22 protein-coding genes are annotated in these 22,915 nt (G+C 63.5%); 9 read left to right on the top strand and 13 right to left on the bottom strand.

All coding sequences use genetic code 11. From position 1 onward, the window contains the following. Positions 1-7: 7 nt before the first annotated feature. Positions 8-1,390, bottom strand: coding sequence for an ethanolamine ammonia-lyase subunit EutB (locus ACYQ2U_RS08450; protein ID WP_459949915.1), 1,383 nt, complete (start codon positions 1,388-1,390; stop codon positions 8-10). 15 nt (positions 1,391-1,405) lie between these two features. After that, positions 1,406-2,821, bottom strand: coding sequence for an ethanolamine permease (gene eat / locus ACYQ2U_RS08445; protein WP_459949914.1), 1,416 nt, complete (start codon positions 2,819-2,821; stop codon positions 1,406-1,408). Between the two features lie 267 nt (positions 2,822-3,088). Between eat and ACYQ2U_RS08440 the strand changes: the two genes are divergently transcribed. Continuing rightward, complete coding sequence (locus ACYQ2U_RS08440; RefSeq protein ID WP_459949913.1) at positions 3,089-4,072, top strand: helix-turn-helix domain-containing protein; 984 nt, start codon at positions 3,089-3,091, stop codon at positions 4,070-4,072. Positions 4,073-4,099: 27 nt separating this feature from the next. On the opposite strand, the gene ACYQ2U_RS08435 is transcribed toward ACYQ2U_RS08440, so the two are convergent. The 3 genes from ACYQ2U_RS08435 to ACYQ2U_RS08425 form a co-directional block, all read right to left on the bottom strand. Beyond that, a complete protein-coding gene (locus ACYQ2U_RS08435; RefSeq protein WP_459949912.1) occupies positions 4,100-4,414 on the bottom strand; it encodes a hypothetical protein in 315 nt (104 codons plus the stop codon). Between the two features lie 23 nt (positions 4,415-4,437). Continuing rightward, on the bottom strand, positions 4,438-4,821 hold the full coding sequence (gene apaG, locus ACYQ2U_RS08430; RefSeq protein ID WP_459949911.1) for a Co2+/Mg2+ efflux protein ApaG: 384 nt from the start codon (positions 4,819-4,821) through the stop codon (positions 4,438-4,440). 149 nt (positions 4,822-4,970) lie between these two features. After that, positions 4,971-6,221, bottom strand: coding sequence for an HD-GYP domain-containing protein (locus tag ACYQ2U_RS08425; RefSeq protein WP_459949910.1), 1,251 nt, complete (start codon positions 6,219-6,221; stop codon positions 4,971-4,973). Positions 6,222-6,871: 650 nt separating this feature from the next. On the opposite strand from ACYQ2U_RS08425, the gene rpe reads away from it, so the two are divergent. The 7 genes from rpe (at position 6,872) to trpC (ending at position 13,122) form a co-directional block, all read left to right on the top strand. After that, the gene (rpe, locus tag ACYQ2U_RS08420) at positions 6,872-7,567 is read left to right on the top strand and encodes a ribulose-phosphate 3-epimerase (protein ID WP_459949909.1); all 696 of its coding nucleotides are present in this window, start codon (positions 6,872-6,874) and stop codon (positions 7,565-7,567) included. A gap of 67 nt (positions 7,568-7,634) precedes the next feature. Continuing rightward, positions 7,635-8,306 (top strand): phosphoglycolate phosphatase, encoded by a 672-nt coding sequence (gene gph / locus ACYQ2U_RS08415; RefSeq protein ID WP_459949908.1) that lies wholly within the window; start codon positions 7,635-7,637, stop codon positions 8,304-8,306. A 205-nt stretch (positions 8,307-8,511) separates the two neighbouring features. Then, positions 8,512-9,993 carry an anthranilate synthase component I gene (gene trpE, locus ACYQ2U_RS08410; protein ID WP_459949907.1) on the top strand — a complete coding sequence of 494 codons (1,482 nt, stop codon included), beginning with the start codon at positions 8,512-8,514 and terminating at the stop codon, positions 9,991-9,993. A gap of 13 nt (positions 9,994-10,006) precedes the next feature. Then, entirely contained in the window at positions 10,007-10,576 is a 570-nt protein-coding gene (locus tag ACYQ2U_RS08405) for an aminodeoxychorismate/anthranilate synthase component II (RefSeq protein WP_459949906.1), read from the top strand. A 49-nt stretch (positions 10,577-10,625) separates the two neighbouring features. Continuing rightward, positions 10,626-11,648 (top strand): anthranilate phosphoribosyltransferase, encoded by a 1,023-nt coding sequence (trpD, locus tag ACYQ2U_RS08400; protein ID WP_459949905.1) that lies wholly within the window; start codon positions 10,626-10,628, stop codon positions 11,646-11,648. Between the two features lie 19 nt (positions 11,649-11,667). Continuing rightward, on the top strand, positions 11,668-12,312 hold the full coding sequence (locus ACYQ2U_RS08395; protein WP_459949904.1) for an FMN-binding negative transcriptional regulator: 645 nt from the start codon (positions 11,668-11,670) through the stop codon (positions 12,310-12,312). A gap of 21 nt (positions 12,313-12,333) precedes the next feature. Beyond that, positions 12,334-13,122 carry an indole-3-glycerol phosphate synthase TrpC gene (gene trpC / locus ACYQ2U_RS08390; protein WP_459949903.1) on the top strand — a complete coding sequence of 263 codons (789 nt, stop codon included), beginning with the start codon at positions 12,334-12,336 and terminating at the stop codon, positions 13,120-13,122. A 35-nt stretch (positions 13,123-13,157) separates the two neighbouring features. Here trpC and ACYQ2U_RS08385 read toward each other — a convergent pair whose 3' ends face one another. The 4 genes from ACYQ2U_RS08385 to ACYQ2U_RS08370 form a co-directional block, all read right to left on the bottom strand. Further along, positions 13,158-13,793 carry a class II aldolase/adducin family protein gene (locus tag ACYQ2U_RS08385; protein ID WP_459949902.1) on the bottom strand — a complete coding sequence of 212 codons (636 nt, stop codon included), beginning with the start codon at positions 13,791-13,793 and terminating at the stop codon, positions 13,158-13,160. Beyond that, positions 13,790-14,809, bottom strand: coding sequence for an S-methyl-5-thioribose-1-phosphate isomerase (mtnA, locus tag ACYQ2U_RS08380; RefSeq protein WP_459949901.1), 1,020 nt, complete (start codon positions 14,807-14,809; stop codon positions 13,790-13,792). Before mtnA ends, ACYQ2U_RS08385 begins: the two co-directional genes overlap by 4 nt. 63 nt (positions 14,810-14,872) lie before the next feature. Further along, positions 14,873-17,596, bottom strand: a complete 2,724-nt coding sequence (secA, locus tag ACYQ2U_RS08375) for a preprotein translocase subunit SecA (RefSeq protein ID WP_459949900.1) — start codon at positions 17,594-17,596, stop codon at positions 14,873-14,875. A gap of 96 nt (positions 17,597-17,692) precedes the next feature. Then, positions 17,693-18,601: a M23 family metallopeptidase gene (locus ACYQ2U_RS08370; RefSeq protein WP_459949899.1), complete on the bottom strand. Its 909-nt coding sequence runs from the start codon at positions 18,599-18,601 to the stop codon at positions 17,693-17,695. An 83-nt stretch (positions 18,602-18,684) separates the two neighbouring features. Here ACYQ2U_RS08370 and ACYQ2U_RS08365 point away from each other — a divergent pair, with 83 nt between their 5' ends. Next, on the top strand, positions 18,685-19,125 hold the full coding sequence (locus tag ACYQ2U_RS08365; protein WP_459949898.1) for a DciA family protein: 441 nt from the start codon (positions 18,685-18,687) through the stop codon (positions 19,123-19,125). Between the two features lie 3 nt (positions 19,126-19,128). Here the strand turns inward: ACYQ2U_RS08365 and ACYQ2U_RS08360 are convergent, their stop codons facing one another. The 4 genes from ACYQ2U_RS08360 to ftsA form a co-directional block, all read right to left on the bottom strand. Further along, positions 19,129-19,311, bottom strand: coding sequence for a hypothetical protein (locus tag ACYQ2U_RS08360; protein WP_459949897.1), 183 nt, complete (start codon positions 19,309-19,311; stop codon positions 19,129-19,131). A gap of 48 nt (positions 19,312-19,359) precedes the next feature. Further along, a complete protein-coding gene (gene lpxC, locus ACYQ2U_RS08355) occupies positions 19,360-20,274 on the bottom strand; it encodes a UDP-3-O-acyl-N-acetylglucosamine deacetylase (protein WP_459949896.1) in 915 nt (304 codons plus the stop codon). A 126-nt stretch (positions 20,275-20,400) separates the two neighbouring features. Continuing rightward, positions 20,401-21,564 (bottom strand): cell division protein FtsZ, encoded by a 1,164-nt coding sequence (gene ftsZ, locus ACYQ2U_RS08350; protein ID WP_459949895.1) that lies wholly within the window; start codon positions 21,562-21,564, stop codon positions 20,401-20,403. Positions 21,565-21,683: 119 nt separating this feature from the next. Next, positions 21,684-22,913: a cell division protein FtsA gene (ftsA, locus tag ACYQ2U_RS08345; protein ID WP_459949894.1), complete on the bottom strand. Its 1,230-nt coding sequence runs from the start codon at positions 22,911-22,913 to the stop codon at positions 21,684-21,686. Positions 22,914-22,915 lie beyond the last annotated feature (2 nt).

Raw genomic sequence — 22,915 nt, 5'->3', positions numbered from 1 at the left:
GCGATCCTCAGAAATTGGCGGCCAGTTTGAGCAGGGGTTGCTGCTCGGTCTGGGGAAGCAGGCGGCCCTGATGATCCACGATGGCCATGCGCTCCAACCAGTCCTCGAACTCCGGCGCGCGGCGCAGGTTGAGCAACTGCCGCAGATAGAGGGCATCATGGAAAGAGGTGCTCTGGTAGTTGAGCATGATGTCGTCGGCGCCGGGCACACCGATGACGAAGTTGATACCCGCCGTGCCGAGCAGGGTGAGCAGGTTATCCATATCGTCCTGGTCGGCTTCGGCATGGTTGGTGTAGCAGATGTCGCAGCCCATGGGCAGGCCCAGCAGCTTGCCGCAGAAGTGGTCCTCCAGCCCGGCGCGGATGATCTGCTTGCCGTCGTAGAGGTATTCCGGACCGATGAAGCCGACCACGGTATTCACCAGCAGGGGCCGGAAACGCCGCGCCAGGCCGTAGGCCCGGGTTTCCAGGGTCTGCTGGTCGGCGCCGTGGTGGGCGTTGGCGGACAGGGCGCTGCCCTGGCCAGTTTCGAAATACATCACGTTGCTGCCCACGGTGCCGCGCCCCAGTTCCCGGGCGGCGCTGTCGGCCTGGGCCAGCAGATCGGCACTGATGCCGAAGCTACGATTCACCGCCTCGGTGCCGCCGATGGACTGGAACACCAGATCCACCGGAGCGCCCTTGTCGATGGCGCGCAGGCTGTTGGTCACGTGGGTCAGCACGCAGCTTTGCACCGGTACCTGATAGCGCTGGCGCAGGTCATCGATCAGACTGAGCAAGGCGCTGATAGCGGGCAGGCTGTCGCTGGCCGGGTTGATGCCGATCACCGCATCACCCACGCCGTAGAGCAGGCCGTCGAGAATGGACGCGGCGATGCCCTTGGGGTCGTCGGTGGGATGGTTGGGCTGCAAGCGTACCGCCAGCCGACCAGGCAGCCCGATGGTGGTACGGAAGGCCGTCACTACCCGGCACTTGGCGGCCACCAGGATCAGGTCCTGGTTGCGCATCAGCTTGCTCACGGCCGCCACCATTTCCGGCGTCAGTCCCGGCGCCAGGGCGGCCAGGGCCTTGTCATCGGCCGCGGTGGACAGCAGCCAGTCGCGGAACTCGCCCACGGTCAGGCCGGCCACCGGCGCGAAGGCCGCATCATCGTGGCTATCGATGATGATGCGGGTCACCTCGTCGGTCTCGTAGGGCACCACCATCTCTTCCAGGAACCGGGCCAGGGGCACCTCCGCCAGGGCCAGCTTGGCCGCCATGCGCTCCTCTTCCGAGGCCGCCGCCACCCCGGCCAGCAAGTCCCCGGACCGCAGGGGACTGGCCTTGGCCAGGAGGGTTTTCAGGTCGGCGAAGACATGGCGGCGAGGGCCGATGTCGCAGTGGTATTTCATGGCGGCGTTTCCGGATCAGGCCTCGGCTTCGGCTTCCAGCAGGTCGTCGAAGGGGGACGCTTCCCGCTGGTGTTGGGTGGTACGGAAGTAGGCGTAGCCCAACAGCAGGATCACCAGGAACAGGCCCGCCAGCATCTGGTTGAACCAGACCACCGTCACCAGGGACACCAGGGCGCCGATCAGGGCCACGGCGGGGAACAGGGGATAGAAGGGGGCCTTGTAGGACCGGGCCAAGCGGGGTTCGCTGATGCGCAGCTTGAACAGGGCGGCCATGCTGAGGACGTACATCAAGAGAGCGCCGAACACGGACATGGTGACGATGTTGGCGGTCAGGGTCTGGCCACCGAATTGGATCAGTTCGTCGCTGAAGATGGCGGCGATGCCGATCACGCCCCCCGCCAGGATGGCGCGATGGGGGGTCTTGAAGCGGGGATGGACCTTGGCCAGCCAGGCGGGCAGATAGCCGGCCCGGGCCTGGGCATAGATCTGACGGGAGTAGCCGAGGATGATGCCGTGGAAGGATGCCACCAGGCCGAACAGCCCCAGCCAGACCAGCATGTGCAGCCAGCCCGAGGATTCACCCACGATCATCTTCATGGCCTGGGGCAGGGGATCGTTGATGTTGGCCAGTTGGGTCCAGTCACCGGCACCACCGGCGAAAACCATGACGCCGATGGCCAGGGCCACCAGGGTCAGGATGCCGGCGCTATAGGCGATGGGGATGGAGCGCTTGGGGTTCTTGGCCTCTTCCGCCGCCATGGCAACACCCTCGATGGCGAGGAAGAACCAGATGGCGAAGGGAATCGCGGCGAAGATGCCGGACACCGAGTCGATGCTGAAGTGGTCCTGGCCCGACCAGCCGCCCTTGACGAAATTGGCGATGGAGAAGCCCGGTGCCACCACGCCCATGAACACCAGCAGTTCGAAAATGGCGAGGATGGTGACGAACAACTCGAAGGTCGCGGCGATCTGCACGCCGACGATGTTGAGGGCCATGAACACCAGATAGGCGCCCACGGCGGCCACCTTGGGATCGAGGGCGGGGAACTGCACATTGAGATAGGCGCCGATGGCCAGGGCAATGGCCGGCGGGGCGAAGACAAACTCGATCAGGGTTGCCATCCCGGCCAGGTAGCCGCCCGTCGGCCCGAAGGCATGGTAGCTGTAGGCGAAGGGGCCGCCCGCATGGGGAATGCTGGTGGTAAGTTCGGTGAAACTGAAGATGAAGGTGGTGTACATCAGGGCCACGCCAATGGCGGTCACCAAAAAGCCCAGCGTCCCGGCGGAGGCCCAGCCGAAGCTCCAGCCGAAGTACTCGCCGGAAATCACCAGGCCGACGGCAATGCCCCAAAGTTGCCAGGTACCGAGGCTGGCGGACAGTTCGTGGTGGGTCACGGCGCCCACATGCTGACCGTGTGATTGTGTGCTCATGATGCACTCCCTGTTGTTGGATATTTTTCATCATGGCCGCGACCGACATCGGGCGCTATCAAGTTTCGGCACAGTGATAGCAAATTTCGGCACAGGGCTTTCCCCTGCACCAGGTCTGTGCCCCAGACCCGTGCCATGCGCCAGCAAATGGCACGAAGGACGGCTGGGCCTTGGCCCTAGAGCCCCAGCCATGGCGCCATTGCGGCCGATGCGGGATTGGGTACGTGATTTGCTACAGCGGAGATATACCCGCTCCCCTTGGATGCCATGTCACCGACCGCCCACTTCGCCCAGGATCGCCCAGCCAAGCTTGGCCTGCGAGTCACCCATGCCCGGGACGCGGACGAGCATGCCCAGAATCTTTCCCATTGGGACCAGCGCTACGATCAGTTGTCCCCCGGCGTGTTCGAGGGCTCGGTGACGGAGCTGTGGCTGCCCAAAACGCAGATCTTTGTCGAAACCGCCAACCGGCAATTGCGCCAGGCCTGCGCCGCCTGGCCGGAGTCGATCTGGTTCGGCGTGCCCGCGGCGGCGGACGGGATGATGTCCATGGGAGGCAAGCCCCTCTCAGCCCAGGCGGTCTGCCTGCGGGATGGGGGCGCCGAATTCGACCTGACCACGGCGCCGAACTTCAACCTGTTCGGCATCGTGGTGGACAAGAACACCTTCGCCGAATACCTGGAAATCACGGAACGGCAAAACCTGGATCGGCTCTTGGATCGGGGCGATGTCCTCAATCTGCCCATGGCATTGAAGCGGACGCTGTGCGACACCTTGGCCGACATCCTGGTCGATGCGGGGGAGGCCTCCGCGCCCGCCACCGACCACCTTCAGGAACGGATCTTCGGCGTGCTGGCGCAATTGCTGTTGGCCGGCGCGACAACCGACCCAGCCCACCGCTCTTGGCGACATCGGCAACAAGTGGTTGCCAAGGTCCGTGAGCGTCTGTTGGACGATCCCGAATACCCGCCCAGCATTCCCGAGCTTTGCGCCCAATTGCACATGAGTCGCCGCGCCTTGCAGAACTGCTTCGACGAAGTGGCCGGCATGGGCCCGCTGGCCTATATGCGTTCCCTGCGCCTGAATGAGGTACGCCGGGAGCTTCGTTACGGCAAGGATGCCCGCAGCGTTTCGAATACCGCCTATGCCTGGGGATTCACCCACATGAGCCAGTTCGCCAAGGATTACCAACGCCTGTTCGGCGAGCTCCCCTCGGAAACCCGCTGCCGACAACCCATCGGGGCCGACTGAAGCGTTGATTGAGGGTTAATGGGGTGTTTACTTGCCTGCCTTGACCCGGGCGATGCTATCGGCCAGTTGGCGCCGACTCTCGGGCGCAATGCGATTGGCGGCCGAGGTCAGCAAGGCGATGACGAAGGGATTGGGCTTGGCCAGGGCATCCTTGAACTGGCGCTTGGTGTTGTCGTCGAATTTGTCGTAATCGGCCAAAACCCGGTCGAGCTGAGAGGGCGTCAAGGATTGCAAACCTTCCACCACGGCGGCACCGCTGACGTCCGAAGCCGCTTGGCTGCCGGATGCCAGAAGCGCCGGCTCGGTGGTCTGCGCCCAGGTTGGGCCAAGCAACAGCGCCAAGCAACAGCCGAAGACTCGCCGCTTCAATGCAACACCCTGGGCATGGACAGGATGAACTCGGGGATTTCGGCATCGAACCGGGTGCCATCCGCCGCCGTCATCTGGTAGCTGCCCTTCATGGTCCCCACCGGGGTGGCGAAGGTGCTGCCGCTGCTGTATTCGTAGCTCTGCCCGGGCTGCAACAGGGGCTGGGCGCCCACGACGCCCTGTCCTCGGACTTCCTGCACCTGCCCATCGGCATCGGTGATGATCCAATGCCGGGAAATAAGCTGGGCCGCGACAGTGCCTTCGTTGCGCAAGGTCACGTGATAGGCGAAAACATACCGCTCCCCCTCGGGATCGGACTGGTCTGCGAGGTATTCGCTACGGACGCTCACCGCGATGCGGTACAGGTTGGATTCAGTCATAGGACCGCCATTGCACAGGAAAAATCAGCGAAGTGCAATGCCAGGGCACCCATCAAGTTGATGGGCGCCCCGAAGGAGTCAAAAACCCGAGAGGGAAAGCCGCCTTGCGGCTTGCCGGGCGTCCAGCGACGGCCCGATAGGCGCAGTAATCAGGCAGCGCCCAATGCCGCCTGGAATTGCACGAAGGCGGGCGAGGCACCCGCTGCTGCAACCGCCACATTCTCCTGACCGCTTGTGGCGGGAGTACCGCCGGCCGCCGGATCCACCACATCGCCTTCGATCGGCGCCTCTTCCTCATGCAGGATCGTGGTATCCCACAACAAGCTGAGTTTTTTCCAGATGCGGTGGCAGCTTTCCGGTTCCTTGAGGTGATCAATGGCGTAGAGCGGATCGCTCACGTCCCGCGGACAGGCCTTGTACAACTCCCGACCCTTGGCATCGATCAACACGCTCACCAGGGGCGTATTCAACTTGCCTTCCCGACTGCGAGTCACGATCCCCATTTCGCCGTTGATCAAGCCCACCACGCTGCCCGGCGGGAAGATGCCCAACTCACGGATCAGGCCGCTGATCAGACTGGGGTCGTAACGACCCTGGGGATTGGCATACAAATCCGCCAAGGCCATCTTGGCCAGCACCCGCCCCCGGTAGGGACGAGGACGCAGCATGGCGCTGAAAGCATCGGCCAAGGCAGCAATACGCGCCTCGGTGCAGATGGCGCCACCCGCCAGTCCTTGCGGATAACCGCCACCATTCATGGCCTCGTGGTGCTGCTGGACACAGTCCAGCCAAGCCTGGTCGCGGACGCCGATGCGCTTCAACCAAAGCACACCATCGTCGGTATGGCGGCGAATCTGTTGTTGCAAGGCGTCGTCGAGTGTCTTCTGGGACTCCAGCACGCTGCGCAGGGGCAGCAGGGCGATGTCCTGGGTCAGCACGGCGGCAACCAGGGACTCCTTCCGCGATTGGTTCCACTTCAACGCCATGGCCATGCGGGCGCTGACCACCGACGCCATCAAGTGGTGCACTACCTCGTAGCCATGGTGACGATCCAAGTGCGGCATGGCAAACGCCGCATCGCTATCCTTCTCGGTACAAGCCAAGATGGCCTGGGCCAAGTCCTGAATGCTGTGGAGCAGGATGTCGTTGGAACCGTCCTGATACTCCTGAAAGCGCTGGTAAATCCGGATGTGCTGGTAGACCACCGACAAGCGCTGGGCGATCTGTTCCATCCGCTCGAAGGTGGAGGATGCGGCTTTCTGCTCACCACCCTCGGCTTCAGCAGTTTCGTCTTCCTTCATGCCGACGGCGAGCAATGCGTCCAGATGCTTGGGGTTACGTACCACAAGACCGCTGCGCAAAAGCAGACGTCCATCGCTATCGTAAATGGAGTAAGGCACGGGCACATCGATCAAGATGTCACGTATATCGACGGGGATCAATTTTTTTAATGTCATTTAATCCTCACCCTCATCCAAAGCTCTCTGGGGACACGCCGTTCGCCGCATTCCAGTCCCAACAGATCAAGACCTGCATGGCAGCCAAACGGTAAAACCACCGTCGCCTTCATGCATTGTCATGAAGAAACGATGGGGATACACACGGGAGCGATTCGAAGAAGTTTCAGCGCCGTCGCCATCAATAAAAAACGGAAGGCCAAGACCCGCCGAACCGCCCTTTGATTTTCAAAGAACCACTTCCCTGCTACGGCGAAAATCTGCTGAAAACCACTGCTCAAATCAAGAAACTCGGTTCGAATATAGGGGGACGAAACTACCCTTGTCAACAAAGCCTTATGCACCAAAAATGCCCATTTTTCATAGACATATGCTTTTAGTAATACATATTTATTGCTAAAGACATACGTCACGCCTTACAACGAAAACCGGCCAGTCGTTCACCCCGATTCGCCCAATAGACATCGCATCACCCGTAACGCAAGGACTTGGGAAACCTCTCCGACGATTGGAACGACCGCCCGTCCGGACGATAGTCATAGGAGTTGCCGTTCAGGGATAGAATTTGCCTCTATTTTTCGCCGACCGACACCATGTCTTTCATCATCGCCCCCAGCATCCTTTCCGCCAACTTCGCCAAGCTCGGCGAGGAGGTCAGCAACGTCATCGCCGCCGGTGCCGACTGGGTGCACTTCGATGTGATGGACAACCATTACGTCCCCAACCTCACCGTTGGTCCCCTGGTCTGTGAGGCCTTGCGGCCGGTGACCAAGGCACCGATCGACGTGCACCTCATGGTAAAACCGGTGGATCGCATCGTGCCCGATTTCGCCAAGGCCGGTGCCGACATCATCACCTTCCACCCGGAAGCCTCCGAACACATCGACCGCACCCTGGGCCTGATCCGCGACAGTGGTTGCCAGGCCGGCCTAGTGTTCAACCCCGCCACGCCCCTGCACTACATGGATCACGTCATGGACAAGCTGGACGTGGTGCTGCTGATGAGCGTGAACCCCGGTTTTGGCGGCCAGAAGTTCATTCCCGAAACCCTCAACAAGCTCAAGCAGGCCCGGTCCCACATCGACGAATACACAGCCCGCACGGGTCGGCGCATCCGTCTCGAAGTGGATGGCGGCGTCAAGACCGACAACATCGCCGAGATCGCCCGCGCCGGCGCAGATGCCTTCGTGGCCGGCTCCGCCGTGTTCGGTGCCGGCAAGGATGCCGACCCCCATCGTTACGATTCGGTGATCGCCGGGCTGCGCGCCGAACTCGCCAAGACCCAGTAAAAAAACCGCCAGCGGGAATATTGTTCCCGTCCCCGCCGCACCAGCCCGTTCAGCAACACCTCGCCCCATGCCGCTGCCTACGCCCATCCGTTCCCTGACCCTTGACCTGGACGGCACCCTGCTTGACTCCCTGCCGGATCTCGTCGCCGCCGCCAATGCAATGCTGGACGAACTCGACCAACCGGCGCGAAGCCGGGAGGAAATTGCCGGTTTCGTCGGCAAGGGCGTCGCCGACCTGGTGCGACGTTGCTTGGCGGAAGGACGTGATTGCCAGATCGACCCTGCCGCTGCACTGCTAGTTTTCCGCCGCCACTACGCCACCGCCAACGGACGGGAAGCCAGGCCCTATCCTGGCGTGATGACGGGCTTGCAACGATTGAGGGACTTGGGATTCCCCATGGCCGTGGTCACCAACAAGGCCATGGAATTCACCACGCCGCTCCTGGCCAGCACGGGTCTGGCACCCTACTTCGATTTCGCCATCGGCGGCGACAGCCTGGCGGAGAAGAAGCCCCATCCCCTGCCCCTGCTCCACGCCTCGGCCCGCCTGGGTAGCCAGCCCGCCCACAACCTGCACGTGGGCGATTCCCGCCACGACGCGGAAGCGGCCCGGGCCGCCGGTTGTCCCGTGGCCCTGGTGCCCTACGGTTACAGTCCCTCGGTCCACAACCTGGACTGCGATGCTATAGTTAGCTCTCTCGCGGACTTGGCCGACCTGTTGGCCCCGGACCGCGGCTGACGAATCCCTCTTTATCAAGACCCTTATCGTGTTCCTCAACTCACTGCTTTCGACGCAGAACTTCACCCGCGCGGTGGAGGCTTGGCCCTGGCGCCCCTGGCGCGCACTCTGACCTAGCTGGCCAGCGCTGGCCTTCGTCCCCGCGGACGATCAATGCGCGATGAATCACGTCGAACGCTGAATACACTTTTGTTGAGGAATCACCATGAACCAAACCGAATTCAACCGGCTGGCCGCCGAGGGCTATAACCGCATTCCGGTCACCCTCCAGACCTTCGCCGACCTGGACACGCCCCTTTCCCTCTACCTCAAGCTGGCCGACGCGCCCTACACCTACCTCTTGGAATCGGTGCAAGGCGGCGAGCGGTTCGGCCGCTTTTCCTCCATCGGCCTGGCTGCCGCCACGCGCATCGAAGTCCGGGCGCGCACGGTGCGCATCATTACCGACGACCAGGTGGTGGAACAGCACGAGGACGTCGACCCCATCGCCTTTCTCGGCAGCTATCAGGCCCGCTTCAAGGTACCGGAGCTGGCCGACCTGCCCCGCCTCAACGGCGGGCTGGTGGGTGCCTTCGGCTACGAAACCATCCGCTATCTGGAAAAGCGCCTGTCCCAGGTGATAAAACCCGACCCCATCGGCTGCCCCGACATCCTGCTCTTGCTGTCGGAGGAAATCGCCGTGGTGGACAACCTGTCCGGCAAGCTGACCCTGGTGGTCTATGCCGACCCAGCCCAGGCCAACGCCTACGACAAGGCCCAGGCCCGGCTGCGCGCCCTGGTGGCACGGATGCGGGAACCGGCGGCCATTCCCGCCGACACCGTGGCGACCTCCGCCGCGCCGGTGTCCGAATTCGGCGAGGAACCCTTCAAGGCCGCCGTGCGCAAAGCCAAGGAATACATCCTCGACGGCGACATCATGCAGGTGGTGCTGTCCCAACGCATGAGTCGTCCCTTCAAGGCCACGCCCCTGGCCCTTTACCGGGCGCTGCGCACCCTGAATCCCTCGCCCTACATGTTCTTCTTCAACTTCGGCGACTTCCACGTGGTGGGTGCCTCGCCGGAAATCCTGGTCCGACTGGAAGGGGATAAAGTCACCGTGCGGCCCATCGCCGGCACTCGCAAGCGGGGCAAGACCGCCGAGGAGGATGCCGCCCTGGCCGCCGACCTGCTGGCCGACCAGAAGGAATGCGCCGAGCACCTGCAACTGCTCGACCTGGGTCGCAACGACGCGGGCCGGGTGTCCGAGATCGGCAGCGTCAAGGTGACCGAGCGCTACGTCATCGAACGCTACTCCCACGTCATGCACATCGTCTCCAACGTGGAAGGCAAGCTGCGCCAGGGGGAAAACGCCCTCTCCGTGCTCAAGGCCACCTTCCCGGCGGGCACCGTGTCCGGTGCGCCCAAGGTGCGGGCCATGGAAATCATCGACGAACTGGAACCCACCAAGCGCGGCATCTACGCCGGTGCCGTGGGCTACCTGGGCTTCCACGGCGACATGGACCTGGCCATCGCCATTCGTACCGCCGTGCTCAAGGACGGCATGATCCACGTCCAGGCCGGGGCCGGCATCGTGGCCGACTCCAACCCCGATTCCGAATGGGAAGAAACCCGCAACAAGGGCCTCGCCGCCCTGCGCGCCGCCGAGATTGCCGAAGCCGGCCTCGACACCCGTTTCGACGCCCATTGAATAGGAGCCTGCCATGTTATTGATGATCGACAACTACGACTCCTTCACCTACAACCTGGTGCAGTATTTCGGCGAACTGGGCGAGGACGTGCGGGTGTACCGCAACGACGAAATCACCCTGGCTGAAATCGAGCAATTGAATCCCGACCACATCGTGATTTCCCCCGGCCCCTGTAGCCCGGCCGAGGCCGGCATTTCCGTGCCGACCCTGCAACACTTCGCCGGCAAGAAGCCGATCCTCGGTGTCTGCCTGGGTCACCAGAGCATCGGCGCGGCCTTCGGCGGCAAGGTGGTACGGGCCAAGCAGGTCATGCACGGCAAGACCTCTCCCGTGCATCACAACAACGTCGGCGTGTTCCGGGGCCTGCCCAATCCGCTGACGGTGACCCGCTACCACTCCCTGGCCATCGAGCGCGAGTCCCTGCCCGACTGCCTGGAAATCACCGCCTGGACCGACGACGGCGAGATCATGGGCGTGCGCCACAAGCAATTCGCCATCGAGGGAGTGCAGTTCCACCCGGAATCCATCCTCACCGAGCGCGGGCACGATCTATTGCGCAACTTTCTCCAGGCGCACGGATGATTTAGACTTCAATCTTTTGCCATCCACCGCTCTTTAGAAAGCCGCCGCCATGATCACCCCCCAGGAAGCGCTCCAGCGCACCATCGAACACCGGGAAATCTTCGCCGATGAAATGCTGCATCTGATGCGGCAGATCATGCGCGGCGAGGTCAGCCCGGTGATGACGGCAGCCATCCTCACCGGCTTGCGGGTGAAGAAGGAAACCATCGGCGAGATCACCGCCGCCGCCCAGGTCATGCGCGAGATGTGCAACCCGGTGCAGACGACCCACAATCCCCATTTCGTGGACATCGTCGGCACCGGCGGCGACGGCAGCCATACCTTCAACGTTTCCACCACCGTGGCCTTCGTCGCCGCGGCGGCGGGCGCCACCGTGGCCAAGCACGGTAACCGCAGCGTCTCTTCCAAGTCCGGCGCGGCCGACGTATTGGAGGCCCTGGGCGCCAAGATCGATCTTCAACCGGCCCAGGTGGCCCGCTGCCTGGAAACCCTGAGCATGGGCTTCATGTACGCCCCCAACCACCATCCGGCCATGAAGAACGTGGCGCCGGTGCGCAAGGAAATGGGCATCCGAACCCTGTTCAACATCCTCGGCCCCCTGACCAATCCAGCTGGCGCGCCGAACTCCCTGCTCGGCGTCTTCCATGAAGACCTGGTGGGCATCCTGGTCCGCGTCATGCAGCGTCTCGGCGCCGAACACGTGCTGGTGGTGTGGGGCAAGGACGGTATGGACGAGATCTCCCTCGGTGCCGCCACCCGGGTGGGCGAATTGAAGAATGGCGAGGTCCGCGAATACGAAATCCATCCCGAGGACTTCGGCCTGTCCATGGCCTCCAGCCGCAACCTGACCGTGGCCGATGCCGCCGAGTCGCGCGCCATGATGTTGTCGGTGTTGGACGACAAAGCTGGCCCGGCCCGCGACATCGTCCTGCTCAACGCCGGTGCCGCCCTGTACACCGCCAATCTGACGCCTTCCATTGCGGCGGGTATCGACAAGGCTAGGGAAGTACTCGCCAACGGCGCCGCCAAGGCCAAGCTGGAACAATTCGTCCGCACCACCCAGAGCCTGTGACGCACTGAGCCGGCTGCCCATGTACCTGCCTCCGCACTTTCAGGAATCCCGCCCCGAGGTACTGGAAGGCTTCATCGCGCAACATGCCCTCGGCACCATCGTAGTTCACGATGCATCGGGCTTGGCGGCGGACCCCGTCCCCCTCCTGCTGCGGCATGGGCAAGACGGCAGCCGCAGCCTGGTCGGCCATGTGGCCCGGGCCAATCCCCTCTGGCAAAAGGCCCGATCCGGCATTCCTTGTTTGGTGATTTTCCAGGGGCATCAACACTATATCTCCCCCAACTGGTACGCCACCAAGGCGGAGACGGGCAAAGTTGTGCCGACCTGGAATTACGAAGTGGTTCAGGTGCAGGGACGGCTTTTTGCCATGGATGATCGAGTATGGCTGCGGGATTGCCTCGTCGAACTGACCGCCCGCCACGAAGCATCCCAGCCCGTGCCCTGGACCTTGGCCGATGCCCCCGAGGATTACATCGACGCCCGCCTGACCGCCATTGTCGGTATCCGCATCGAGATTAGCGACATGGTCGGCAAAGCCAAACTGAGTCAGAACCAAGTGCAAGCGAACCGTTGGTCCGCGATCAATGCCCTGCGCGAGCAAGGCTCCCACGCGGCCCAACAGATGGCCGACGCCATCGCGCACCGGGATGGCGACCTGGGCTGACCAATTTTTACCGAGATTTTTATGTCCGACATTCTCAACAAGATCAACGCCACCAAACGGGAAGAGGTGGCTGCCGCCAAGCGCCTGCGGCCCCTTGAACAAGTGCGGGCCGACGCCTTGGCCCAGCCCCCTTGCCGCGACTTCACCGGCGCCCTGCGGCGGAAAATCGCCGACGGTCGTTCCGCGGTGATTGCCGAGGTCAAAAAAGCCAGCCCCTCCAAGGGCGTATTGCGGGAGAACTTCGATCCCGCCGCCATCGCCCGCAGCTACGAAGAGGGCGGTGCCGCCTGTCTTTCCGTGCTCACCGATGCCCCCTATTTCCAAGGTTCGCCGGATTACCTCAAAGCCGCCCGGGCCGCTTGTGCCTTGCCGGTGCTGCGCAAGGACTTCCTCGTCGATCCCTACCAGGTTTACGAAGCCCGGGCCATGGGCGCGGACTGCATCCTGCTCATCGTCGCTTCACTGTCCCTGGCGGAAATGCAGGAAATGGAAACCATCGCCGCCGAACTCGGCATGGCAGTACTGGTGGAGTCCCACGACGGTGCGGAACTCGATCTGGCGCTGCAACTGAAAACGCCCCTGATCGGCATCAACAACCGCAACCTGCGCACCTTCGAAGTGAGCCTCGACACGACCCTGCAACAGCTTGGCCGCATCCCCGCCGAGCGCCTGGTGATCACCGAGTCGGGCATTCTCAATGGGGCTGACGTGGCGCTGATGCGGCAACACGGCGTCAATGCATTCCTGGTGGGAGAAGCCTTCATGCGTGCCGGGGACCCGGGTAGCGAACTGGCCCGCCTGTTTACCTGACCACGCGCGGCGCTGGCCGAACGGCGGCGCACGGCCTACTGCTGGCCGTAAGTCGTGAACTTCTCCAGCACCCGGTCCATTTCGGCATCATCGATCAACTTCGGCTGCCCCAGTTGCAGCACGCGCCAGTACTGTTCACAGAGCGTTTCCAATTCCACCGCCAAATCCAGGGCCTTGTTCAGGTTGGCTGCCGCCACCACCATGCCGTGGTGGGCCATAAGGCAGGCACAGCGATCCTCCAACGCGCGGAGAATGGCGTCGGACAGGGCCTGGCTACCGAACAGGGCGTAGTCGGCACAACGCACCGTCTTGCCGCCGAAGCGGGCGATCATGTAGTGGAAGGGGCCGATCTCGGTACCCATGCAGGCGAGGCTGGTGGCAAAGGGGGAATGGGTGTGGACCACCGCTCCCACCTCGGGCCGGGCGGCGTAAATATCCCGGTGAAACCGCCATTCGGAGGAAGGCTTGCGACGCCCCTCGGTTTCCCCGTCCAGGGCGAAGAAGACCATGTCCGCCGCCTCGCAATCGGTGTAGGCCATGCCGGTGGGGGTGATGAGGAACCCCGAACCGCAGCGGGCACTGACGTTGCCGGCGGATCCCCGGTTGATGCCTGCCGCATTCATGGCTCGGGCCGTGGCCAGCACCTGACCCTTGAGATCGTCGCTACTCACCGCAGGGCGCCGAGTTGGTCGGGAGCGAACACGCCCCGTTCGGTGATGATGCCCCGGATCAGGGAAGCCGGCGTCACGTCGAAGGCCGGATTGGCCACGGCAATCGCCTCATCCACGCCCAGCTCTGCGGCGCTGCGTTCCTCGATGGGAATGGCCGCGCCGCTTGCGCAGGCAAAGTCGATGGTGGACACCGGCGCCGCCACGTAAAAAGGAATGTCGTGGGCCTGGGCGGCCAGGGCCTTGAGGTAGGTGCCCACCTTGTTGGCGGTGTCGCCGTTGGCGGCAATGCGATCCGCGCCGACGATGACGCAATCCACCCGGCCCTGCATCATCAGCAGTCCCGCCGCGTTGTCCGCGATCAGGGTATGGGGGACGCCGGCTTGGCGCAGTTCCCACTCGGTGAGTAAACCCTGGTTGCGCGGCCGGGTCTCGGATACCCAGACATGGAGCGGCATGCGCGCGGCAGTTGCGGCATAAACCGGCGCCAGGGCGGTACCGTGGGCGACCGTCGCCAACCAGCCGGCATTGCAATGGGTCATGACGTTGATGCGTCCCGCCCCGGCCCCATCCTGCTTGGCCTCGCGCAATGCCGTCAGCAGGGCCGAACCGTGCCGGCCGATCGAGTCATTGGCCTGGCGGTCCAGATCGGCGATGGCCCGGGCTTCCTGCCAGGCGCTCAGGCAACGCACCTCCGGCGACAGGGGGCGCAATAGGCTGGCCATGCGGCCCAAGGCCCAGTGCAGGTTCACCGCCGTGGGCCGGGTGGTGGCCAAGAGGGACAAAACGGCCTCCAGACGCTCGTCGTCCGCGGCATGGAGCAGCCCCAGGGCAACGCCGTACGCCGCCGTGGCGCCGATCAAGGGCGCGCCGCGCACGCGCATGACGGCAATGGCCTCGGCGACCGCCTCGGCGCTGCCCAGCCGGGTCAACACGGCCTCGGCCGGCAGGCGGGTCTGGTCGAGGATAAGGATGGAATCTCCGTCCTCTTGCAACGTGTTCAGGGGATGGCGGCCCATGGCGATCCTGTCAAAAGAAAACGGCTCCACCGGGAGCCGTTGCGTTGATGAAGACCACGACACTCATGCCAGCTTGCCGTGGCAATGCTTGTACTTCTTGCCGCTGCCGCAGGGGCAGGGATCGTTGCGGCTCACCTTGGGCCCGGCCTGGGCCGGTTGGGGCTTCTTGTCCGCCGCGGCGCCCAGGGCCTCGTCGTAATCGGCATGGTGATATTGCACGTTCTCGACGCCGGGATGGTGCTGCTCCGCTTCCTCGATCTGAGCCTCGGAACGGATTTCCACCGTCATCAGCAACCGGGTCACTTCGGCCCTTACCGTGTTGAGCAAGCCCTCGAACAATTCGAAGGATTCCCGTTTGTATTCCTGCTTGGGGTTCTTCTGGGCATAGCCGCGCAGGTGGATGCCCTGGCGCAGATGGTCAAGGGCCGCCAGGTGCTCGCGCCAATGGGTGTCCAGGCTTTGCAGCATCACGTTACGCTCGAAACCGTGCCAGGCGGCCGGATCCACCGCAGCGATCTTGTCGCTGTAGGCGGCGTCGGCGGCGTCCAGAATGCGGCGCAGGAGGTCGTCGTCGCTCAGTTGGGGGTCGGCCTTGACCCATTCGGCCACCGGCAGCTTGAGTTGCAGTTCGCCGGCCAAGGCGGTCTCCAGGCCGTGGATGTCCCACTGTTCCTCGACGCTTTCCGCCGGCACGTAAAGGCGGAAGGTGTCGTGCAGCAGTCCTTGGCGCATGGCGCTGACGGTTTCGGAGATGTCCTCTGTTTCCAGCAGTTCGTTACGCTGCTGGTAGATCACCTTGCGCTGGTCGTTGGCGACGTCGTCGTATTCGAGCAGTTGCTTGCGGATGTCGAAGTTGCGCTGTTCCACCTTGCGCTGGGCCGATTCCAGGGAACGGTTGACGATGGGATGCTCGATGGCCTCGCCCTCGGGCATCTTGAGCCGGACCATGATGGCGTTGAGGCGTTCGCCGGCGAAGATCTTGAGCAGGGGATCTTCCAGGGACAGGTAGAAGCGGGAAGAACCCGGATCCCCCTGGCGACCGGAGCGGCCGCGCAACTGGTTGTCGATGCGGCGCGACTCGTGACGCTCGGAGCCGATGATGTGCAGGCCGCCGGCTGCCAGCACACGGTCGTGCACCTGCTGCCACTCGGCCTTGCGCGCAGCGATGCGCTTTTCCTTCTCGTCGGCGGAAAGCGTCTCGTCGTCGCGAATGGCGTCCAGTTCCTTCTCGACGTTGCCGCCGAGCACGATGTCGGTACCCCGGCCCGCCATGTTGGTGGCGATGGTGATCACGCCGGGGCCGCCGGCCTGGGCCACGATTTCCGCCTCGCGGGCGTGCTGTTTGGCGTTGAGCACCTGATGGGGCAGCTTCTCGCGTTTGAGCAATTCCGACAACAGCTCGGAGTTCTCGATGGAGGTGGTACCCACCAGCACCGGCTGGCCTCGTTCGTGGCAAGCACGGATGTCGGCGATGATGGCCGCGTGCTTTTCCTGGGCGGTACGGTAGATCTGGTCGTTCTCGTCCTTGCGCTGGGGCGGCCGGTGGGTGGGGATCACCACGGTTTCCAGGCCGTAGATCTGGTGGAATTCGTAGGCTTCCGTGTCGGCGGTACCGGTCATGCCGGCCAACTTGCCGTACATGCGGAAGTAGTTCTGGAAGGTGATGGAGGCCAGGGTCTGGTTCTCGGCCTGGATCTGCACCCCTTCCTTGGCCTCCACGGCCTGGTGCAGACCATCGGACCAACGACGACCGGACATGAGACGACCGGTGAACTCGTCCACGATGACGATCTCGCCGTCCTGCACCACGTAGTGCTGGTCCTTGTGGAACAGGCTATGGGCGCGCAACGCGGCGTAGAGGTGGTGCACCAGCAGGATGTTGCCGGGCTCGTAGAGGCTGCTGCCTTCGGGCAGCAGGCCCATGCGGGCGAGAATCTGCTCGGCCTTCTCGTGCCCTTCTTCGGTCAGCAGCACCTGGTGGGACTTGAGGTCCACGGTGTAGTCGCCGCTGTCCTGCTCGCCCTCGTTCTGGGCGGCCTCGCCCCGGGTCAGCAGGGGCGGCACGGCATTGAGCTTGAGATAGAGATCGGTGTGGTCTTCCGCCTGACCGGAGATGATCAGGGGAGTACGGGCCTCGTCGATCAGGATGGAGTCCACCTCGTCCACGATGGCGAAGTTGAGGCTGCGCTGCACCCGCTCGCCGGCGGCATAGACCATGTTGTCCCGCAGGTAGTCGAAGCCGAACTCGTTGTTGGTGCCGTAGGTGATGTCGGCGGCGTAGGCGGCCTGCTTGGCGTCGTGGGACATCTGGGAGAGATTCACTCCCACGGTCAGGCCGAGGAAGCCGTGCAGGCGGCTCATCCACTCGGCGTCGCGCTTGGCCAGATAGTCGTTGACGGTGATGACGTGCACGCCCTTGCCGGAAATGGCATTCAGGTAGGACGGCAGCGTGGCCACCAGGGTCTTGCCCTCGCCGGTGCGCATTTCGGCGATCTTGCCGTAGTGCAGGGCCATCCCGCCCACCAGTTGGACGTCGAAATGGCGCATGCCCAGCACCCGCTTGCCGGCCTCGCGCACGACGGCAAAGGCCTCGGGCAGCAGGTCGTCGAGGCTTTCGCCCTGGGCGTAGCGTTCCTTGAACTCCGCCGTCTTGGCGGCCAGTTGACCGTCGGAGAGGGCCTCCATGGCCGGCTCCAGGGCGTTGATGCGGACCACCGAGGCCCGGTATTGCCGCAGCAGCCGCTCGTTGCGGCTGCCGAAAATCTTCTTGAGAAAGCCCGTAAGCATCAAGGAATCCGCCAGCTTGAGAAAAGTGGCGATTTTAGCATGGGGGCAGCGACGGCCTGCCCGCTCAAGGACTTATCGTAGGCCCGGGATGCCGGCCTAGCGCTTGGCCAGGGAATTGTTCTGGGCGGCCTCGAGGAAGCGGTTCGGGTTTTGGGCAATGCCGCGGAAACGCACCTCGAAATGCAGGTGAGGGCCCGTGGAACGCCCGGTGGAGCCGACTTCGGCAACCCTCTGACCGCGCTTGATCAACTCGCCCACCCGTACATTGAGTTTCGAGGCATGGGCGTAGCGGGTGGTCATTTCATTGCCATGGTCGATTTCCACCATGTTGCCGTATTCCGGGTGCCACTCGGCGGAAGTCACGATGCCCGAGGCCGCCGCCATGATCGGCGTGCCCACGGCGGCGGGGAAGTCCACGCCTTCGTGCATCGCCCGCAGTCCAGTGAAGGGATCCACCCGCCAGCCGAAGGCCGAGGCGTTCCATTGGCTGTTGATCGGCAGGGTGGTCGGCAGGAAGTTCTTGCGCACCCGTTGTTCGAAGATTTCCGCCTCGATCAGGGTCAGCGTGTCCGTCCTGGCCTCCACCTGGGACGCCAGGGCGTCCACGGCTTTTTGCAGCTCGTCCGGGGACAGGTCGGCCGCCAGCACCAGCGGGCCGCCCTGACCGCCCTTGTTGTTGACCGCCTTCAGTTCCGCCGGCTTGATGCCGGACTGGGCCGCCAAGCGGTCACCCAGGGAGTCCAACCGGGTCAGCTGGGCCTGCATTTCCCCCAGCTTGGTGGCCATGACCTTGATGTTTTCCTTCATGTACTCTTCCCGCCGCTGGTTTTCCTGGAGCGTCACCGCCCGGATCAGGGTTTGCAGGAAGGGATGGCGGATCTCCGCCGCATAGCGCACCGTCAGGTAGGAGAACAGGGAAGAAAGACTCATCAGAGTGATGGTCAGGAGTACCAGCAGCGCCAGAACCCGCAGCGGGGTCAAGGAAATGGTCCGGGTTGTTGCCATCCGGCTGGAGACAAGAATAATGTGCAAAACTGTTCCTCTCTCACTTTGCCGCCCATCGCGGCGACACTTTTACGGTTATAGCGATGCCCGCCAACAGCCTAGGCAAATTCATCGATTCCGATAGCGGACTGGCCCGCTATACCGCCCATGCCGCCCTGTTGGTCCGACTCCAGCGCGCTTATGAAAAAGCGGCGCCATCAAACTTGGTTCGTTCCGGCCGAGTGGCCAATCTCAAGCAGGGGGTGGTTGTTATCTACGCCACGAGCGGCGCAGCGGCGGCCAAATTACGGCAACTTGCACCGCGTTTGACCGACCTTTTTCGTCAAATCCGGCCAGAGGTTAGCGAAGTACAGATCAAAGTGCAACCTGCATCACCCCAAGCCGGCCCAGCCGCCGCCGTTGGCGCCAGCTTGAAAACAACAGCAAAACAAGGACTTGAAAATCTCACCGGACGCTTGCCGGATAGCTCGCCCCTGAAACGGGCGCTGACGCGCTTCCTCGGACGGGCGAAGCAGGAAGACTGAGGTTCAGAGCACCAGCAGGCGTTCAGCGAACATCAGGCCGAACACCAGCAGGACGAAGATCAAGGCCCATTTCGCCACCCGGCCAGCCCAGACGAGATAACGCCGTTGTCCCGTCAGCAGGTAGCAGAGGATGCCGCCAGCCACGGCAAACACTGTCAGGAAACCGGCAATACGCATCAGGAACATGGTCCCTCCCCTGCGGGTGGCGTCGGTCCCGACGACCAGGCGCCGGCGTCAGGCGGCTTGTGGATAGAGGTGCACCACCGTCGCCGGCGCGGCGGACTCGTCCTCGAAGGCAACGAACTCCCATGCCGTCTGGTCGGCCAACAGGGCCCGCAGCAGCTTGTTGTTCATCGCGTGGCCGGACTTGTGGGCGGAAAAGGCCGCCAGCAAGGGGTGACCGGCCAGGTACAGATCGCCGACCGCATCCAACACCTTATGTTTGACGAACTCGTCGGCGTAGCGCAGGCCCTCGCTGTTGAGCACCCGGTACTCGTCCATCACGATGGCGTTTTCCAGGCTGCCCCCCAGGGCCAGGCCCTGCTCCCGCAGGGCCTCCACGTCCTGGGTGAAGCCGAAGGTACGGGCCCGGGCAACTTCGCGGATGTAGGAGTTGTCGGCGAAATCCACCGTCGTGGAATTACCGGTCTGGTCCACGGCCGGATGGTTGAAGACGATGGAAAAGGACAGGCGGAAACCGTCATGGGGTTCCAGCTTGGCCCACTTGTCCCCTTCCCTGACCTCGACGGCCTTCTTCACCCGGATGAATTTCTTCGGCGCGTTCTGTTCCTCGATGCCCGCCGATTGCAGCAGGTAAACGAAGGGCGAGGCGGAACCGTCCATGATGGGAATTTCCGCCGCGTCCACGTCCACGTGCACATTGTCGATGCCCAGTCCCGCCAGGGCCGACATCAGGTGCTCCACGGTGCCTACCTTGGCGCCGTCCTTTTCCAGGCAGGACGCCATGCGGGTATCGCCGACACCGAACGGATCGGCGTGCAGGGTGACCGGCGGCTCAAGGTCCACGCGATGGAAGACGATGCCCGTATCCGGCGCGGCGGGGCGCAGCGTCAACGTGACCTTGGCGCCGGAATGCAATCCGACACCAGTGGTGCGAACCAGGGTCTTCAATGTGCGTTGCTTGAGCATGACGATGGGAATCAACGATTTAAGCGTGATTGTAGCACTGCAACAAAGACAAACCCCGGGTCGAACCACAGCGCGGGAGGCGATCCACGCTGCCGTCCGACCCGGGGCTTGCCGGGGCGACGCCTATTAGTCTGCCTGCTTGCGCAGGAAAGCCGGAATGTCGTACTTGTCCATGCCGCTGGAGGTCATGGCTTCCACGGCGGCATTGCGGGCGCCGCGACCATGGAGCACGGAGGGCATGGCTTCGCCGGTATCCACCACCATGTTGTCGGTGCCAGTGCGCAGACCGTAGGTGACGTTGGGCACCTGGGTCAGCACGGGTTGCTTCTTGGCGACCTTGCCGCCGAGGCCGGTGGCCACCACGGTGACCCGCAGATTGTCTTCCATCGCATCGTCGAACACGGTACCGAAGATCACGGTGGCGTCTTCTGCGGCGTAGTTGCGGATGGTGGCCATGACTTCCTTGACCTCCTTCATGCCCAGGGAGTGGCTGGCGGTGATGTTCACCAGCACGCCGCGGGCGCCGGACAGCTCAATGCCTTCCAGCAGGGGGCTGGCTGCGGCCTGCTCGGCGGCGATGCGGGCGCGATCCACGCCGGCGGCGGTGGCAGAGCCCATCATGGCCTTGCCCATTTCGCTCATCACGGTGCGCACGTCCTCGAAGTCCACGTTCACCAGGCCGGGCACGTTGATGATTTCGGCGATGCCGCCCACGGCGTTCTTCAGCACGTTGTCGGCCGCCTTGAAGGCGTCCTTCATGCCGACTTCCTCGCCGAGGACTTCCATCAGCTTTTCGTTGAGCACAACGATCAGGGAATCCACGTGCTGGGCCAGCTCGGCCAGGCCTTCCTCGGCCAGGCGCATGCGGTTGCCCTCGAATTCGAAAGGCTTGGTCACCACGGCCACGGTCAGGATGCCCAGGTCCTTGGCCACCTCGGCCACGATGGGCGCCGCACCGGTACCGGTGCCACCGCCCATGCCGGCGGTGATGAAGGCCATGTGGGCACCGCGCAGGGTCTCGGCGATTTGCTCGCGGTCGATCTCAGCCAGTTCCCGTGCCTTGCCCGGCTTGCCGCCGGCCCCGAGACCGGGGCCCAGTTGCAGCTTGGCGCCGGCGCTCGAATGGTGCAGGGCCTGGGCGTCGGTGTTCACGCTAATGAACTCGACGCCATTGACCCCTTCCCGGATCATGTGCTCCACGGCGTTGCCGCCAGCGCCGCCGACACCGATCACCTTGATGATCGTTGTATTGGCGGGGCTTGGGGCCACCACTTCCTCAATTTCAAACATGTTCGCCTCCTACAATAGTCCTACCCGATTTCACCATGGCGCCCCAGGCGCCGACCCGCAAAAAAGAGGGTTCTTTCCCGCCCTCCACTGCGCCGCCGTTGATTGGTCGACCGCAGTGATCAAAAATTCTTCTCGAACCAGGAACGCATCTTCGCCATCACCTGCTTGAAGGATCCGCTCTCCCGCACCTTGATGCCCCGCTTGCGCTGTGACTGGCCCTCCAGCAGCAAGCCCATGGCCGTCGAATAGCGGGGGTTGCGCGTCACGTCCTTGAGGGGCCCCTCGTAGTGGGGCACCCCCAGCTTCACCGTGTTGTGGAAGATCTCCTCGCCCAACTCGATCATGCCCGGCATCTGGGCCGAGCCGCCGGTCAGTACGATGCCTGCCCGGAGCAGGCGTTCATAGCCGCTGCGCACCAGCTCCTCGTGCACCTTCATCAGAATCTCCTCCACCCGAGGCTGGATGAAGCCGGCCAGTGTCTGGCGCGACAAGCTGCTGGCGGGACGATCGCCGACGCCCGGCACCTCGAGCATTTCCTCCGGGTCCGCCAACTGTTGCAGGGCGACGCCATAGCCGATCTTGATTTCCTCCGCGTCCTGGGTGGACGTGCGCAGGGCGATGCTGATGTCGGAGGTCAGCTGGTCGCCGGCAATGGGAATCACCGCCGTGTGGCGGATGGCACCCTGGGTGAAGATGGCCACGTCGGTGGTGCCGCCACCGATGTCCACCAGGCAGACGCCTACGTCCTTCTCGTCCTCGGTCAGCACCGCATGGCCCGAGGCCAGGGGTTGCAGCACCAGGTCCACGACCTCCAGGCCGCAGCGGTGCACGCATTTGACAATGTTCTGCACCGCGGTCACGGCACCGGTCACCAGGTGCACCCGCACCTCCAGGCGCTTGGCGTCCATGCCGATGGGCTCCTTGACGCCATCCTGACCATCCACGATGAACTCCTGCACCAGGGTGTGGAGGATCTGGTCATCGGCAGAAATGGGCGTGGCGGCGGCGGCTTCCATCGCCCGCTCGACATCCAGCTGGGTGACCTCCTTGTCCTTCACCACGGCCATGCCGTTGGAGTCCTTGCTCTTGATGTGGCTGCCGGCGATGCCGGTATAGACCTCGCGCACCTTGCAGCCGGTCATCAGTTCCACTTCCTGGATGGCGCGGGAAATGGAATTCACGGTGGCCTCGATGTTCACCACCATGCCCTTCTTCAGGCCCTCCGATTCCTGGCTGCCCATGCCCAGCACCGCGAGCTGGCCCTCCTGGTCCAGTTCGGCGACGATGGCGACGATCTTGGATGTTCCGATATCCAGACCGACAATCAAATCTCGGTTTTCCTTGCTCATGG

Source organism: Denitratisoma sp. agr-D3, from assembly GCF_054658675.1.
This window is presented reverse-complemented; position numbering and strand designations above follow the sequence as displayed.